Below are 15,282 nucleotides of genomic sequence, written 5' to 3'. Positions count from 1 at the left end.
GGAAACCACGGGAACGCACAGCTTGTCACGGGGCTTGTCACGGGGACGGAGGCGGTTGGAATGGCGCACGGCGAGGTGCTCGAATTCGAGGAGTACGTACGCACCCGGCAGGAGGCGCTGCTGCGCAGCGCCCGGCGTCTCGTCCCCGACCCGGTCGACGCCCAGGACCTGCTGCAGACGGCGCTGGTGCGGACGTACGGCCGCTGGGACGGCATAGCCGACAAGTCGCTCGCCGACGCCTACCTCCGCCGCGTCATGATCAATACGCGGACCGAGTGGTGGCGGGCCCGGAAGCTCGAGGAGGTCCCGACCGAGCAGCTGCCCGACGCGAGCGTCGAGGACGCCACCGAGCAGCACGCGGACCGGGCCCTGCTCATGGACGTGCTGAAGGTGCTCGCCCCCAAGCAGCGCAGCGTCGTCGTGCTGCGCCACTGGGAGCAGATGAGCACGGAGGAGACCGCCGCCGCGCTGGGCATGTCGACAGGTACGGTGAAGAGCACGCTGCACCGGGCGCTCGCCCGGCTCCGCCAGGAGCTGGAGGCCCGTGAGCTCGAAGGCCGGGGGCTGGAGAGCCGCGGCCCGAAGGGCAGGGGCATGGAGAGTCGGGGAACCGAGAGCCGGGGAACCGAGAGCCGGGCAACGGCAGTCCGCGCACGGACGGGCCACGGGTCGCGCGTCCCTGCGCAGCGCGGGGAACGGCACGGGGATCGTACGTACGCACGTCGTGAGGAACGGGGGCGGGAGCAGTGCGCGGCCTAGCCGGAGACGGCATTGACGGCGGCAGTGCCAGAGGCTGCGTCAGCCGATGGGCGGCGAGTGGCACGGCAGTGGCCGGCCTCGCCGCCTTCGGGCTGCTCGCGCTCGGCTGTTCGACCGGCGGGACGGGGACCCGCGACGAGGGGCCGGCGCGGACCGATCCGGTGGCGCAGTCGCCGTCGAGCCCAGAGCCCTCCACGACGGCCTCGCCGGTGAAGAAGGTCGACGCGGTTCGGCTGATCATGGAGGACCCCAAGGTCAGCAAGCGGGTGAAGGCCGATCTGAAGCCGTGCGCGGCGGACGCGTACCCGGTCGACACGTCGTACGGGAACCTCACGGACAGTCCGGTGCCGGATGTCGTGGTGAATGTGTTGACGTGCGGAGGCGCCGTGGGGATCGGCACGTTCGTCTACCGCGGGGGCGACGACGGCTATGAGAATGTCTTCGCCGCCGAGGAGTCGGCCGTCTACTCGACGATCGACCGGGGCGATCTGGTCGTCACCAAGCAGGTGTACGCGAAGGGCGACCCTGTCTCGTACCCCTCGGGTGAGATCGTGACGACGTACCGCTGGGCCGGGAACAAGTTCACGGAACACGACCGGGTCGAGAACGAGTTCAGCCGGGCGGTGGACGGCGACGTGGTGGACGAGCCCGCCCCGACCGCGCCGAGCGAGAACTGAGCGAAGGACCGATCGGCGACGTACGGACCAGTGACAGTCCGACCGAGCGCCGGTCCGACGGACCGAGCGACCGAGCGACCGAGCGACCGAGCGACCGAGCGAGAACTGAGAGAGCAGCGGAGTACAGCGGGATGGCCGAGACACATGTCCTGTTCGTCGAGGACGACGACGTCATTCGTGAGGCCACCCAGCTCGCGCTGGAGCGCGACGGCTTCGCCGTGACCGCGATGCCGGACGGGCTGGCCGGCCTCGAGGCCTTCCGCGCGAACCGGCCGGACATCGCGCTGCTCGATGTGATGCTGCCGGGGCTGGACGGCGTCAGCCTGTGCCGACGGATCCGCGACGAGTCGACCGTGCCCGTGATCATGCTGTCGGCACGCGCCGACTCGATCGACGTGGTGCTGGGCCTGGAGGCAGGGGCGGACGACTACGTCACCAAGCCGTTCGACGGGGCGGTCCTGGTCGCCCGCATCCGTGCGGTGCTGCGCCGCTTCGGGCACGCGAGCGGCGTTGCGGGCGACTCGGGTGAGCCGGGCCAGTCGGGCGACCGCGGTGTGCTGACCTTCGGTGACCTGGAGGTCGACACAGAGGGCATGGAGGTGCGCCGCGCCGGTGAGCCGGTCGGGCTGACGCCGACCGAGATGCGGCTGCTGCTGGAGTTCTCGTCCGCGCCGGGCACGGTGCTGTCCCGGGACAAGCTGCTGGAACGGGTCTGGGACTACGGCTGGGGCGGCGACACCCGGGTCGTCGACGTCCACGTACAGCGGCTCCGTACGAAGATCGGCCAGGACCGGATCGAAACGGTCCGCGGCTTCGGCTACAAGCTCAAGGCCTGACCCCGGAATGAAGCGACTCGCCCTGCGCACCGGCGTCCGATGGCTGCATCTCCCGGGGGCACCCCCCGGACCCCCGGCAGTGGCCACCGCACGCCCACCGCGCCCCGGATCAGAACAGGCCGCCGCATGAAGCGACTCGCCCTGCGCACCGGCGTCCGATGGAAGATCAGCATCGCGATCGCCGCCGTCGGAGCCCTCATCGCGTTCGCGCTGAGTGTGGTCGTGCACAACGCGGCCCGTATCTCGATGCTCGACAACGTGCGCGATCTGCAGATGAACCGGCTGCTCTTCGCCCAGCGCATATACGAGACCACGAAGCCGAAGACCGAGCCCAAGTTCGGCGCCAAGCTCAACGACCCCGCGCTGCCCCGCGAAGTGAGGTACCTGCTCGAGGACGGCCACCAGGCCACCTATGTGCAGGAACACCACAGCGGCGCCCCTGACATCTGGGCCGCCGTGCCGCTCGGCAACGGCGATGTGCTGTCGCTGCACAACCGTTTCGCCGATCGCAGCGCCGCGATCATGAAGGATCTGGACCGTGCCCTGATCATCGGCTCGGTGTCGGTGGTCTTCGCCGGCTCCGCACTCGGCGTGCTCATCGGCGGTCAGCTCTCCCGCAGGCTGCGCAAGGCCGCAGCGGCGGCCGGCAAGGTCGCCCAGGGCAACACGGAGGTACGGGTCCGCAAGGCCGTCGGCGGAGTCGTACGCGACGAGACCGACGAGCTGGCTCGGGCCGTCGACGCCCTGACCGACGCCCTGAACGAGCGCATCGAGGCGGAGCGCCGAGTCACCGCGGACATCGCCCACGAGCTGCGCACCCCCGTGACCGGGCTGCTCACGGCCGCCGAGCTGCTGCCGCCCGGCCGGCCCTCCGAGCTCGTACGGGACCGGGCGCAGGCCATGCGCACGCTGGTCGAGGACGTACTGGAGGTGGCCCGGCTCGACAGCGCGTCGGAGCGGGCCGAGCTCCAGGAGATCGCCCTGGGCGAGTTCGTCAGCCGCCGCGTCGCTGTGCTGGACCCGGACGCGGTCGTGCGCGTCGTGCACGAGTCCTGGGTCAGCACGGATCCGCGCCGGCTCGAACGGATCCTGGGCAATCTGCTGGCCAACGCCGCCAAGCACGGCAGGACGCCGGTGGAGGTCACGATCGAGGGCCGTGTCGTACGGATACGCGACCACGGCCCCGGCGTCCCCGAGGCGCTGCTGCGCGAGGGCCCGAGCCGGTTCCGCACGGGGGCGAGCGACCGCGCCGGGCAGGGGCACGGTCTTGGCCTCACGATCGCGGCAGGCCAGGCCCGCGTCCTCGGCGCCCGGCTGACCTTCCGCAACGCGAACCCCGAGGGCGCCGCCGGTCCGGGTGCCGGCGCGAGCGGGGCGATCGCGGTGCTCTGGCTCCCGGAGCACGCCCCGACGAACACCGGCAGTTTCGCGATGCCCCAGCTCCCGGTCTGAGCGCCGTGCCCGGTGCGGGCGCCGCACCGGCGGCTACGCGCCGCACGGCTCCGGGTGTGTCGGCGGCCGTCGGCCTCTAACAGGCCCAGTCCTTGTCCAGGTCCAGTGCCCCCTCACGGCGCTGCGTGAACGAGAACCAATTGCCGGAGTCGTCCCGGAAGATCGCCTCCGTGCCGTACGGACGTTCCTGCGGCTCCTGGAGGAACTCCACGCCCCTCTCCTTCAGCCTGGCGTAATCGCCCTGGATGTCGTCCGTGGTCAGGACCCCTGCACCGAGGACGCCCTTGGCGATGAGCCGCTTCATGGCCTCCGCCGACTCGACGTCCATGGCAGGTGCGCCCGGGACCATCAGCGTCAGCTCGACATCCGGCTGGCCCTTCGCTCCGACGGTGAGCCAGCGCATGCCACCCTCGCCCATCGTCATGTCCGTACGGACCTCCAGGCCGAGCTTTTCGGTGTAGAACTCCTTGGCCCGGTCCTGGTCGAGGACCCAGACGGTGGAGATGGCGAGTCCTTTGATCATGGCGTACTCCTGGTCGACGCTCGTCCTGCTTGCCCTGCCACGGTAGGCAGCAGCCCCATCAGCTCGCTTCTTCAGAATTGCCGTGCCCGGGCGCGGTGATCTTGAGCGGGGTGGCCTCAAGCGCAACGGCCTCGGGCGCGGTGGCCTTGGGCGCGGTGGCCCCGGCCTCGGCGGCCTCACCTGTGGTGGCGCCGCTCGCGGTGGCCGGCTTGAAGCCGCCGGCCCACAGCATCGCGTAGCACCCGGGTATGAGGGCGGCACCGCGCCCCACATGCTTCGCCCGGTATTCGCTCGGCGTGAGCCCGGTTCGCATCCTGAAGCGCGTCGAGAACGTGCCGAGGCTACTGAAGCCCACCAGGTGGCATATCTCCGTGACCGACAGATCCACCGTGCGCAGCAAGTCCTCGGCCCGCTCCGTCCGTCTGCGCGACAGATACTGGCCGGGCGTCTCGCCGTAGACCGTCTTGAAGGCCCGGACGAAGTGGAACCGCGAGTAGCCGGCATGGGCGGCCACCGCGTCCAGGTCGAGCGGCTCGGCCCAGTCGCGGTCCATGGCGTCCTTGGCGAGGCGCAGCTGTCGCAGATGGGCGAGGTGCGCCGTCACCGGGGTGGCGTTCCCCCCTTGCTTCTCCACGGGCACGATGCTGGCACGTCCCACTGACAACGGCCCCCGGTGCCTGTGCACCGAGAGCCGCCGTCCAGTGAACCTGTGGTCAGACTGCCGCCTCCACGACCTTCGCACCGGCACCGGCACCGGCACCGGCCTCCGGCTTCGCCGGACCCGCGCCCTTCAGCGGCACCTCCTTGACGAAGAAGGCCGCCACGAACCCGATCACCGCGACCGCGGAGCCGAGCAGGAACGCCTCGTGCGTACCCGAGGAGACCGCGAACTGGTACGCCTCGCGCACCTGCTCCGGCAGCTTCGCCAGGCTCGCCGCGTCCAGCTGTGCGGACTGCTGGGTGGCCACCGAACCGCCCCGCGCGGCCATCTCGTCCTGCACCCGCCCGGTGAACAGCGCGCCCATGATCGCGACGCCGAAGGAGGAGCCGAGCGTGCGGAATAGGGTGGTGGTGGAGGACGCGACGCCCATGTCCTTCAGCTCGACGCTGTTCTGCGCGACCAGCATCGTGGTCTGCATCAGGAAACCCATACCTGCGCCGAGGACGGCCATGTAGAGCCCGGATGTGAGCCGCGACGTGCCGGTATCCATCTGCGCGAGCAGGAAGAGGCCCGCGACCGTCAGTGCGCCGCCGATGATCGGGAAGAGCTTGTACTTGCCGGTGTTCGTGGTGACCCGGCCCGCGATCAGCGAGACGACCATCATCGACAGCAGCATCGGCAGGAGCAGCAGGCCGGAGTTGGTGGCCGAAGCGCCCTGCACGGACTGCTGGAAGATGGGCAGGAAGAGCACGGCGCCGAACATCACGAAGCCGACGACGAAGCCGATCACCGACATGAGGGTGAAGTTGCGGCTGCGGAAGATGTGCAGCGGGATGATCGGGTCCGCGGCCCTGGTCTCGACGAAGAGGAAGCCGACGAGCGAGGCGACACCGATCGCGATCAGCTCCATGATCACGGCGGAGTCCCAGGCGTACTCCGTACCGCCCCAGGTCGTGACCAGCACGATCGACGTGATGCCGACAGTGAGCAGCGCCGCACCCAGGTAGTCGATCCGGGCCTTCGCCGCGCCCCGGTCCCGCTTCGGCAGGTGCAGTACCACGGTGAGCATGGCGAGCGCGACCGCACCGAGCGGCAGGTTGATGTAGAAGCTCCAGCGCCAGCCCCAGTGGTCGGTGATGGTGCCGCCGACCAGCGGCCCGCCGATCATGGCGAGGGCCATGACGCCGGCCATCATGCCCTGGTACTTGCCGCGCTCACGGGGCGGTATGAGGTCACCGATGATCGCCATGACGCCGACCATCAGCCCACCCGCGCCCAGGCCCTGTACGGCGCGGAAGCCGATCAGCTGGCCCATGTCCTGGGCCATGCCGCTGAGCGCCGAGCCGATCAGGAAGATCACGATCGAGGTGAGGAAGACGCCCTTGCGGCCGTACATGTCGCCGAGCTTGCCCCAGATGGGGGTGGAGGCAGCGGTGGCCAGCGTGTACGCGGTGACCACCCAGGACAGATGCTCGAGGCCGCCGAGCTCGCCGACGATCGTCGGCATGGCGGTGCCGATGATCATGTTGTCGAGCATGGCGAGCAGCATCGCGATCATCAGCGCGAACAGTACGACGCGGACGCTGCGCGGCTGCGGCCCGTCCGGTTCCTCGGGTTTCGCCTTGGTCATTTCTTCCTGTCCCGCCGCCATCGGTCCCACTCCCTGCGCCCTCAGTACTTACTTGTCGCCCGGCTAGTTCACTACAATGGGGAAAGTAGACCCGTAACTAGCCGGGCGTCAAGTAAGTAATGACGTAGGCACGCCCCAGGAGAGCCCCCATGGCCAGAGGCAACACCCGGCAGCGCATTCAGGACGTGGCCCTGGAACTCTTCGCCGAGCAGGGCTACGAGAAGACCTCGCTCCGCGAGATCGCCGAGAGGCTGCAGGTCACGAAGGCGGCGCTGTACTACCACTTCAAGACCAAGGAAGACATCGTCATCAGCATCTTCGAGGACCTGACCAGGCCGCTCGACGAGCTGATCGCCTGGGCCGAGGAGCAGCCGCGCACCCTGGAGACCAAGCTGGAGATCCTGCGCCGCTACCAGGCGGCGCTCGAACGGGCCTATCCGTTCTTCCGCTTCATGCAGGAGAACCAGGCCACGGTGCGGGATCTGAGCATCGGCCTCACCTTCAAGGAGCGCATGATCACCCTGACCCGGCTGGTACAGGAGCCGGATCTCAGCCTGACCGACCGGGTCCGCTGCGTCAGCGCTCTGTTCACGATGCACGCCGGCACGTTCTTCATGCAGAACGTCGAAGGCGACCCCGAGGACAAGCGCGAAGCTGTCCTCGAGGTCGCCATCGATCTGGTGACCCAGGCCTATCAGGAGCCGCAGGCGTAGGCGTCACATGGTGACGGGCGTCAGATCGTGACGCCGACACCGCGCAGGAAGCTCGCCGGGTTCAGGGCGGAGCCGTAGTTCGGGGTCGTCCGGATCTCGAAGTGCAGGTGCGGCCCGGACGAGTTGCCGGTGTTGCCGGACAGGGCGATGACCTTGCCGGTGTCCACGGACTGGCCGACGGCGACGTTGACCTTCGACAGGTGGGCGTACTGCGAGTACTTGCCGTCGCCGTGCTTAATCACGATGGCGTTGCCGTACGCGGGGCCGTCGCCGCCGCCGTTCGGGCCGGCCTTCACGACGACACCGCTGCTGGCGGCCTTGACCGGGGTGCCGACCGGAACGGCGAAGTCCTGGCCGGAGTGCTTGTGGGACCACATCGCGCCGCCCTGGTTGAAGCTGGCGGTCAGCGTGTAGTTGCTGACCGGCTTGACCCAGGAGCCGGCCTTCTTCGCGGAGCCGGACTCGCCGGCCACGTGAGCCTGTGCGGCAGCCTTCGCCTGCGCCTTGGTGTGCTGGGCCACCGCGGCGGCGGGGGAGGCCTTCACCGTATCGGCGGCGGCGACACCGGCACCGGCTCCGACGACCATCACGGCCCCGAGTCCGACGGCCACCACGGCGCCACGGGTACGGAGCACGGACGGGCGGAGACGGTTGATGTTGCGCTTCGACATGCGGGGAGAACCTCCGGGCTGATCGGGCAAGAACCGACCCGGCGCTGGAGCACCGGGTGCCTCACCTTGGTAACCCGGACCCCCAACCCACCTCAAACAGCCCATCTACGACATCCCGTCGTAGAGAGGGCGGTGTGAGCGGGGCCCTTGACGGCGCCGGAACGGCAGTCCGGTATTGCCCGAAATCTCCGGACGAAGCATGGTTTAGGCCCACGTAGAGCCACTTCAGGCCGGACGTCCGACTCGGATTCCCCGCCACTCCGCCACCGCAGGGCCGAAAGTCCCTCCGGCAGCCCCCGGAAGGCCCGCAGCGCCACCGGAAACCCCCACTAAAGCGCCTAGTAGGCTCGGAACGGCATGTGCGCCTTGTCACGGCCGCGGCCCGCGCAGTGCGTCGTGGGTCACACCGAAAACGGCGATTTTCCGGGGGAAAACGCCCCCCATCGGGGCCTGGGATCTCGACGATCTGGGGGGATCACGCATGGAACCCGCACTCATCGGCACACGGCTGGCCTCGGCGGCCGTGTCACCGCTCCTGAAGCAGCTCCTCGTACGGGAGGGAAGCGGGGCGGGGCTGACGGACAAGCCCGTGCGCCTCGCCGGGCTGGTCTCCTTCCGGGGTGAGAAGCGGACCCTGACCGACAAGGACGTGCGCAGGCTCGCCGGCACCCTCGTCCGCCGGTCCCAGGCGGGGCCGGGCGAGCCGCCGTTCCCGCCGGACGAGACCGAGGCCGTCGCCGACGCCCTCGCCCGCACGCTGCTCGCCCTCGGCGACCTGGAGATGGACGACGTCCAGGCGGTGCAGCTCGGCCACCGCGAGCTGGCCCGGCGGCTGCGGACCTCGGAGGGGGCGCGCCGCGCCGAGGCGGGGCTGTCGGCGGACGCCGCCCTCTATCTCGACTCGGTGACCGAGTGGGCCTGCCTCCACATCCTCCAGTTCTTCACCCAGCGCTCCTCCTTCATCGCCCGCACTCTGGTCGAGCAGAGCCGCGTCCAGGCCGAGCTGCTCGCCAGGCTCGACGAGCTGATCCTGCGCATGCCGCGCGCCGACGGCCGCGATGTGGCCTTCGAGCGCCGCTACCTCTCGTACGTCGCGAAGAAGCACGGCAGCCTGACGATCTACGGCATCGACCTGCACCACTCGCCGGACGCCTGGCCACTGGACGTCGCGTATCTGTCGCTGGAGGCCGCCGGTCCGGCGGAGGGCCGCGCCGGAGCGCGGGCGGCCGGTCCGGAAACCGAGCTGCGGTCCGCCCCGGCCGAGACGACCCCCGCCGACGAGGCCCTTGCCCAGCACGACAAGGTGCTGCTCCGCGGCGTGGCCGGCTCCGGGAAGTCCACGCTCGTCCAGTGGCTCGCCACTTCCACCGCCCGCCAGGATCCCGACGAGCGGATGGCCTACCTCCGCGACCGGATCCCGTTCGTCCTGCCGCTGCGCACCCTCACCCGCCACGGCGAGCGGCTGCTCGCTCCCGAGCGTTTCCTCGCCGCCGTCGGCTGCCCGCTCACCCCGCCCGACGGATGGGCCGACCGGGTCCTGTCCGCCGGCCGCGGCCTCGTCCTGATCGACGGGATCGACGAGGTCCCCGAGGCCGAGCGCGAGCGGACCCGCCGCTGGCTGCGCGACCTCCTCGCCACGTACGAAGCCGACAGCGGCAACCGCTGGCTGGTCACCTCCCGCCCCTCCGCCGTACGCGGCGACTGGCTCACCCCCGACGGCTTCACCGAGCTCACCCTCTCCCCCATGAGCCGCACCGAGGTCGCCTCGTTCGTACGCCGCTGGCACCGGGCCGCTGGCGCCGAGGCCGCCTCGTACGAGCAGCCGCTCCTCGACGCCCTGCGCACCAAGCAGGACCTCGCCCGGCTCGCCACCAACCCCCTGATGTGCGGCCTGATCTGCGCCCTGCACCGCGACCGGCGCGGCTTCCTTCCGCGCGGCCGCAAAGCGCTGTACGAGGCCGCGTTGTCCATGCTGCTCGACCGCCGCGACCGGGAGCGGGACATGGGGGCGCCGTCGGGCATCGACCTCCCCGAGGCCCCGCAGATCCAGCTGATCCAGCGCCTCGCGTACTGGCTCACGCTCAACGGCCGTACGACGATGGACCGTTCACGGGCGGAATCACTCGTGACCGGCGCGATTCCCGCCGTTCCCGAGGCAGCGGCCGCCGACGACCCCCAGGCGGTCTTCGGGCATCTCCTCCACCGCAGCGGCCTGCTGCGCGAACCCTCCCCCTGCACAGTGGACTTCGTCCACCGCACCTTCCAGGACTACCTCGCCGCCAAGGCCGTCGTCGACGAATGGCACATCGGCGTCCTGACCCAGCACGCGGCGGACGACCAGTGGGAGGACGTCATCCGCATGACCGTCGCACATGCCAGACCCCGCGAATGCGCGGAGATCCTCCGGGAGTTGATGGACGCGGCGGACGCGGCGCAGGACCGCGCCACACAGCTGCGCATCCTGGTCGTCGCCGCCGCGGCGATGGACCAGGCGACGGAGATCTCCCCGGACGTCCGCGAGGCGCTGGGCGCCCGCACCGCGGAGGTCATCCCCCCGCACACGGCCGAAGAGGCCCGCGAACTGGCCACTGCGGGGCCTCTGGTCCTCGATCTGCTGCCGACCCCGGATGCCGTACCCGACGACAAGGCGGCCCGCATGACCGTCATCACCGCCTCGCACATCGCGTCGGAGGCCGCGGTCCCCTTCCTCGCCCGCTACGCCTCGCACCCGTCGCTGCTGGTCCGCTCGCAGCTCGTCTGGGCCTGGGACCGGCATGAGACCCAGCACTACGCCGACGAGGTCATCGCGGCCGTCGATACGACGGGTCTGCAGTTCACCATCCGCAGTGCCGAGCAGGCCGAGGCCCTGATCGCGCTGGGCGGCAGGGAGTGGATCCACTTCAGCGGCGATCTCCCGGCAGAGCTGATCGGCAGGACCGTCCGGGCCTGCTCGCCCAACATGATCCGTATCTCGCGCAACAGGTCACTGACGGATCTGAGCTGCCTGCCGGGGACGCCCGACCTGGCGTACCTCGAGGTGGACCGCTGCCCGGGGCTGACCGACCTCTCGCTTCCCGGGAACGTCCTGGTCGGGGAGCTCGTGGTCGACAACGAGCAGTTCGAACGCACGGAAGCCGCTCCACGGGTCGACAGGCTGCGTCTGGAGCTGAGGACCGAGGGCCATGCGCTGCAACGCGTTCCCCACCTCTTCCCGGACCTCACCACGGCGGTCGTGGACCACTGCTTCCCGGGACGGGACTTCGTCGCCGATCTTTCGCCGCTGCATGCGCTGGAGAAGCTCCGGACCCTTCAGCTCTTCGGATCCTCGGAGCGGTTCACCGGCGCGGACGGGTTCCCTGCCGATGTCCGGGTGGCCGTCGACCGAACCCGGTAGAGCGGCCGGCGTACGCAAAAAGGGGCTGCCCCGGACCCTCATGGGATCCGGGGCAGCCTGCAGCCGTTCGGAGCGCTTACGCGTCCTTCGACAGGTTCGGACCGGCGCCGCCACCCGCCGCCGACTCGATCGGCGGGACGTCCGGCAGGGCCGACTTCTCCTCGCCGCGGAAGGTGAACTTCTTCTCCTCACCCTCGCCCTCGGTGTCGACGACCACGATGTGACCGGGGCGCAGCTCGCCGAAGAGGATCTTCTCGGAGAGCAGGTCCTCGATCTCGCGCTGGATCGTCCGGCGCAGCGGCCGGGCGCCCAGGACCGGGTCGTAGCCCTTCTTCGCCAGCAGGAGCTTCGCCTCCTGGCTGAGCTCGATGCCCATGTCGCGGTCCTTGAGACGCTCGTCCACCTTGGCGATCATCAGGTCGACGATCTGGATGATGTCTTCCTGCGAGAGCTGGTGGAAGACGACCGTGTCGTCGACGCGGTTGAGGAACTCGGGCCGGAAGTGCTGCTTCAGCTCCTCGTTGACCTTCGCCTTCATCCGGTCGTAGGTGCTCTTGGTGTCGCCCTGGGCGGCGAAGCCCAGGTTGAAGCCCTTGGAGATGTCCCGGGTCCCGAGATTGGTCGTCATGATGATGACCGTGTTCTTGAAGTCCACGACCCGGCCCTGGGAGTCGGTCAGACGACCGTCCTCCAGGATCTGGAGAAGGGAATTGAAGATATCGGGGTGGGCCTTCTCGACCTCGTCGAAGAGGACGACGGAGAACGGCTTCCGGCGCACCTTCTCGGTGAGCTGGCCGCCCTCTTCGTAACCCACGTATCCGGGCGGGGAACCGAAGAGACGCGAAACCGTGTGCTTCTCGCTGAACTCCGACATGTCGAGGGAGATCAGCGCGTCCTCGTCGCCGAAGAGGAATTCGGCGAGCGTCTTGGAGAGCTCCGTCTTACCGACGCCGGACGGGCCGGCGAAGATGAACGAGCCACCGGGGCGCTTCGGGTCCTTCAGACCGGCACGGGTGCGCCGGATCGCCTGGGACAGGGCACGGATGGCGTCCTTCTGGCCGATGACGCGCTTGTGGAGCTCGTCCTCCATGCGGAGCAGCCGGGAGGACTCCTCCTCCGTCAGCTTGAAGACCGGGATGCCGGTGGCCGTGGCGAGGACCTCGGCGATCAGCTCGCCGTCGACCTCGGCGACGACGTCCATGTCGCCGGCCTTCCACTCCTTCTCCCGCTTGGCCTTCGCCGCCAGCAGCTGCTTCTCCTTGTCGCGGAGAGACGCCGCCTTCTCGAAGTCCTGGGAGTCGATCGCGGACTCCTTGTCCCGGCGGACACCCGCGATCTTCTCGTCGAACTCGCGGAGGTCCGGCGGCGCGGTCATCCGGCGGATACGCATCCGGGAGCCGGCCTCGTCGATCAGGTCGATCGCCTTGTCCGGGAGGAAGCGGTCCGAGATGTACCGGTCGGCCAGGGTGGCGGCCTGGACCAGCGCCTCGTCCGTGATGGAGACGCGGTGGTGCGCCTCGTAACGGTCACGCAGACCCTTCAGGATCTCGATCGTGTGCGGCAGCGACGGCTCCGCGACCTGGATGGGCTGGAAGCGGCGCTCCAGGGCCGCGTCCTTCTCCAGGTGCTTGCGGTACTCGTCGAGCGTGGTCGCACCGATGGTCTGCAGCTCACCGCGGGCCAGCATCGGCTTCAGGATGCTGGCGGCGTCGATCGCGCCCTCGGCGGCACCCGCACCCACCAGGGTGTGGAGCTCGTCGATGAACAGGATGATGTCGCCGCGGGTGCGGATCTCCTTGAGGACCTTCTTCAGGCGCTCCTCGAAGTCACCGCGGTAGCGGGAGCCGGCGACCAGCGCGCCGAGGTCCAGGGTGTAGAGGTGCTTGTCCTTGAGGGTCTCGGGCACCTCACCCTTGACGATGGCCTGCGCCAGGCCCTCGACGACCGCCGTCTTGCCGACGCCGGGCTCGCCGATGAGCACCGGGTTGTTCTTGGTCCGGCGGGACAGCACCTGCATGACCCGCTCGATCTCCTTCTCGCGCCCGATGACGGGGTCGAGCTTGGACTCACGAGCGGCCTGGGTGAGATTCCGGCCGAACTGGTCGAGGACGAGGGAGGTCGAGGGCGTGCCCTCGGCCGGGCCGCCGGCTGTGGCGGCTTCCTTGCCCTGGTAACCGGAGAGCAGCTGGATCACCTGCTGCCGCACCCGGTTGAGATCGGCCCCGAGCTTCACGAGGACCTGGGCGGCGACGCCCTCACCCTCGCGGATCAGGCCGAGCAGGATGTGCTCCGTACCGATGTAGTTGTGGCCCAGCTGAAGAGCCTCACGGAGCGACAGCTCCAGCACCTTCTTGGCACGGGGCGTGAAGGGGATGTGCCCGGACGGGGCCTGCTGGCCCTGGCCGATGATCTCCTCCACCTGCTGGCGGACCGCCTCGAGCGAAATCCCGAGGCTCTCCAGGGCCTTAGCGGCGACACCCTCACCCTCATGGATAAGGCCCAGGAGGATGTGCTCGGTGCCGATGTAGTTGTGGTTGAGCATCCGGGCTTCTTCCTGAGCCAGGACGACAACCCGCCGCGCGCGGTCGGTGAACCTCTCGAACATCGTTAATCGCTCCTCAGAGCGGTCAGTCAGTTAGGGGTCGATCCCCTCCCTGTCCTTCCGCAGCTTAGTCCCGCAAGCGGGGACCGCTCATTCCAACTGCCGACACCCGTCGATGGCCTCCTTGCCCCGAACGCCGACAAATGCTCCAACCCGATGGTGCGAGACGATGTTCCCGCAGGCCAGGCAGTTACCCGTGCCAGCTGTACGCCGATGGCGAACGTGAGACTCCAAAGACTGCGTGTCGTCCGTCCCCACTAGGGATGTCTTACCCGTAAGCAGTGACACTCCATGCGGCAGACGCCGGTTCCCTCAGCTACGGGCGAACACCCTTGCGCCTTCGAACACCTCGACACCCTCCCCTTTCGGGCACACTCCGCAATCAGATCTCCACAATGCGTAACCATCAGGTGGGCCCGGAAGTTCCCGGAGTATGGACTTCCGTGTCCCGCTCCCTCGTCCGCCGGTGCCGCTGCCGGTGCCGCTCGATGACGGCGTCGCGCGCTGGTACGAGAACGAGCTGGGATGGGCCACGACCGGCGGCCCGCCCGTGCAGCTGCTGACAGGGCTCCGCTTCGATGTGCTGGAAATGCCTGCCGATGCCGGGTTCGACCTGCTCAGGCGGTACGAACGGACCGGCCCGGTCGCCATCACGGGCGCGGTCCCTCGGGCCGGACGCCGGGGAAGAATGCGGCTGCTGGTGGCCGCGGGCAGTGCCGAAGAGCTGCCGGGGCTGCTCGACTGGCTGGAATGGGGCGGGATCGGTCTCGATCTGACCGCCCTCGGCGCGGGTACGTGGATGACCGCCCCGGTGCCGCCCGGCTTTCCGGTCCCGCAGGGGGCCGCCCGGTGGGTGCGGCCCCCTGAGCCGGGTCGCGAGGTGGAACCGTCACTGCCGACGCTCGCCCCCGTCGGGCGCAGTGCCGGACCCGGGGGCGTTGGGGGCACCCCCGACCTCGTACGGCTCGTGGACGCGGCGGCGAACGCATGCCACCGGGCCCGCTTGCTGCGTGCGAGTGCTCAGCCGTTGGCCTTCTCGTAGGCCTCGCGGATCTCGGCGGGGACACGGCCGCGGTCGTTGACGCTGTAGCCGTTCTCCTTGGCCCACTTGCGGATCTCCGCCGTGTCCTTGCTGCCCGTCGCGGCGACGCGGCCCTTGCCACGACCCGTCGCGGCACGGCCGCCGGTCCGCCGGCCGCCCTTGGTGTACGGCTCGAGCAGGCCGCGGAGCGTGTCGGCGTTGGCGGTGGTGAGGTCGATCTCGTAGGTCTTGCCGTCCAGAGCGAACGTCACGGTCTCGTCCGCCTCGCCGCCGTCGAGGTCGTCGACAAGAAGGACCTGAACCTTCTGTGCCACCGGATTTC

Annotated in this window: 13 protein-coding genes; 7 read left to right on the top strand and 6 right to left on the bottom strand. The window is 69.5% G+C overall.

Features of this window, described 5'->3' with window-relative positions; translation table 11 throughout:
* Positions 1-60: 60 nt before the first annotated feature.
* From ACWCXB_RS32200 to cseC, 4 genes are all read left to right on the top strand, one after another.
* The gene (locus ACWCXB_RS32200; RefSeq protein ID WP_450727312.1) at positions 61-759 is read left to right on the top strand and encodes a SigE family RNA polymerase sigma factor; all 699 of its coding nucleotides are present in this window, start codon (positions 61-63) and stop codon (positions 757-759) included.
* 68 nt (positions 760-827) lie between these two features.
* Positions 828-1,436, top strand: a complete 609-nt coding sequence (locus ACWCXB_RS32195) for a hypothetical protein (RefSeq protein ID WP_450727311.1) — start codon at positions 828-830, stop codon at positions 1,434-1,436.
* Positions 1,437-1,567: 131 nt separating this feature from the next.
* Entirely contained in the window at positions 1,568-2,272 is a 705-nt protein-coding gene (gene cseB / locus ACWCXB_RS32190; protein WP_450727310.1) for a two-component system response regulator CseB, read from the top strand.
* A gap of 126 nt (positions 2,273-2,398) precedes the next feature.
* Positions 2,399-3,724, top strand: coding sequence for a two-component system sensor histidine kinase CseC (gene cseC, locus ACWCXB_RS32185; RefSeq protein WP_450727309.1), 1,326 nt, complete (start codon positions 2,399-2,401; stop codon positions 3,722-3,724).
* A 76-nt stretch (positions 3,725-3,800) separates the two neighbouring features.
* Here cseC and ACWCXB_RS32180 read toward each other — a convergent pair whose 3' ends face one another.
* From ACWCXB_RS32180 to ACWCXB_RS32170, 3 genes are all read right to left on the bottom strand, one after another.
* Positions 3,801-4,247: a VOC family protein gene (locus ACWCXB_RS32180; protein WP_450727308.1), complete on the bottom strand. Its 447-nt coding sequence runs from the start codon at positions 4,245-4,247 to the stop codon at positions 3,801-3,803.
* Between the two features lie 58 nt (positions 4,248-4,305).
* Positions 4,306-4,800 (bottom strand): helix-turn-helix transcriptional regulator, encoded by a 495-nt coding sequence (locus tag ACWCXB_RS32175; protein WP_450727335.1) that lies wholly within the window; start codon positions 4,798-4,800, stop codon positions 4,306-4,308.
* A gap of 160 nt (positions 4,801-4,960) precedes the next feature.
* Complete coding sequence (locus tag ACWCXB_RS32170) at positions 4,961-6,559, bottom strand: MDR family MFS transporter (RefSeq protein ID WP_450727307.1); 1,599 nt, start codon at positions 6,557-6,559, stop codon at positions 4,961-4,963.
* 128 nt (positions 6,560-6,687) lie between these two features.
* On the opposite strand from ACWCXB_RS32170, the gene ACWCXB_RS32165 reads away from it, so the two are divergent.
* Positions 6,688-7,251 carry a TetR/AcrR family transcriptional regulator gene (locus tag ACWCXB_RS32165; protein ID WP_450727306.1) on the top strand — a complete coding sequence of 188 codons (564 nt, stop codon included), beginning with the start codon at positions 6,688-6,690 and terminating at the stop codon, positions 7,249-7,251.
* A 20-nt stretch (positions 7,252-7,271) separates the two neighbouring features.
* On the opposite strand, the gene ACWCXB_RS32160 is transcribed toward ACWCXB_RS32165, so the two are convergent.
* Positions 7,272-7,922, bottom strand: coding sequence for a M23 family metallopeptidase (locus ACWCXB_RS32160; RefSeq protein ID WP_450727305.1), 651 nt, complete (start codon positions 7,920-7,922; stop codon positions 7,272-7,274).
* A gap of 481 nt (positions 7,923-8,403) precedes the next feature.
* Here ACWCXB_RS32160 and ACWCXB_RS32155 point away from each other — a divergent pair, with 481 nt between their 5' ends.
* Positions 8,404-11,316, top strand: a complete 2,913-nt coding sequence (locus tag ACWCXB_RS32155) for an NACHT domain-containing protein (protein ID WP_450727304.1) — start codon at positions 8,404-8,406, stop codon at positions 11,314-11,316.
* A 76-nt stretch (positions 11,317-11,392) separates the two neighbouring features.
* Here the strand turns inward: ACWCXB_RS32155 and ACWCXB_RS32150 are convergent, their stop codons facing one another.
* Entirely contained in the window at positions 11,393-13,921 is a 2,529-nt protein-coding gene (locus ACWCXB_RS32150) for an ATP-dependent Clp protease ATP-binding subunit (protein ID WP_450727303.1), read from the bottom strand.
* Between the two features lie 430 nt (positions 13,922-14,351).
* Here ACWCXB_RS32150 and ACWCXB_RS32145 point away from each other — a divergent pair, with 430 nt between their 5' ends.
* Positions 14,352-14,960 (top strand): SCO3374 family protein, encoded by a 609-nt coding sequence (locus ACWCXB_RS32145; RefSeq protein WP_450727302.1) that lies wholly within the window; start codon positions 14,352-14,354, stop codon positions 14,958-14,960.
* On the opposite strand, the gene ACWCXB_RS32140 is transcribed toward ACWCXB_RS32145, so the two are convergent.
* Positions 14,939-15,274: a histone-like nucleoid-structuring protein Lsr2 gene (locus tag ACWCXB_RS32140; protein WP_450727301.1), complete on the bottom strand. Its 336-nt coding sequence runs from the start codon at positions 15,272-15,274 to the stop codon at positions 14,939-14,941. The genes ACWCXB_RS32145 and ACWCXB_RS32140 overlap by 22 nt on opposite strands.
* Between the last annotated feature and the right edge of the window lie 8 nt (positions 15,275-15,282).

This window comes from Streptomyces sp. NPDC001514 (genome assembly GCF_053597075.1).
The sequence above is the reverse complement of the archived record's forward strand: the minus strand, read 5'-3'. Positions and strand labels throughout refer to the sequence as shown.

Excerpts from the sequence above, each read along its gene's own strand:
- ACWCXB_RS32200 (WP_450727312.1), top strand. The coding sequence starts at position 61 with ATGGCGCACGGCGAGGTGCTCGAATTCGAGGAGTACGTACGCACCCGG.
- ACWCXB_RS32180 (WP_450727308.1), bottom strand. The coding sequence starts at position 4,247 with ATGATCAAAGGACTCGCCATCTCCACCGTCTGGGTCCTCGACCAGGAC.
- ACWCXB_RS32165 (WP_450727306.1), top strand. The coding sequence starts at position 6,688 with ATGGCCAGAGGCAACACCCGGCAGCGCATTCAGGACGTGGCCCTGGAA.
- ACWCXB_RS32160 (WP_450727305.1), bottom strand. The coding sequence starts at position 7,922 with ATGTCGAAGCGCAACATCAACCGTCTCCGCCCGTCCGTGCTCCGTACC.
- ACWCXB_RS32155 (WP_450727304.1), top strand. The coding sequence starts at position 8,404 with ATGGAACCCGCACTCATCGGCACACGGCTGGCCTCGGCGGCCGTGTCA.
- ACWCXB_RS32170 (WP_450727307.1), bottom strand. The coding sequence starts at position 6,559 with ATGGCGGCGGGACAGGAAGAAATGACCAAGGCGAAACCCGAGGAACCG.
- ACWCXB_RS32175 (WP_450727335.1), bottom strand. The coding sequence starts at position 4,800 with ATGGACCGCGACTGGGCCGAGCCGCTCGACCTGGACGCGGTGGCCGCC.
- ACWCXB_RS32145 (WP_450727302.1), top strand. The coding sequence starts at position 14,352 with ATGGACTTCCGTGTCCCGCTCCCTCGTCCGCCGGTGCCGCTGCCGGTG.
- ACWCXB_RS32150 (WP_450727303.1), bottom strand. The coding sequence starts at position 13,921 with ATGTTCGAGAGGTTCACCGACCGCGCGCGGCGGGTTGTCGTCCTGGCT.
- cseB (WP_450727310.1), top strand. The coding sequence starts at position 1,568 with ATGGCCGAGACACATGTCCTGTTCGTCGAGGACGACGACGTCATTCGT.
- cseC (WP_450727309.1), top strand. The coding sequence starts at position 2,399 with ATGAAGCGACTCGCCCTGCGCACCGGCGTCCGATGGAAGATCAGCATC.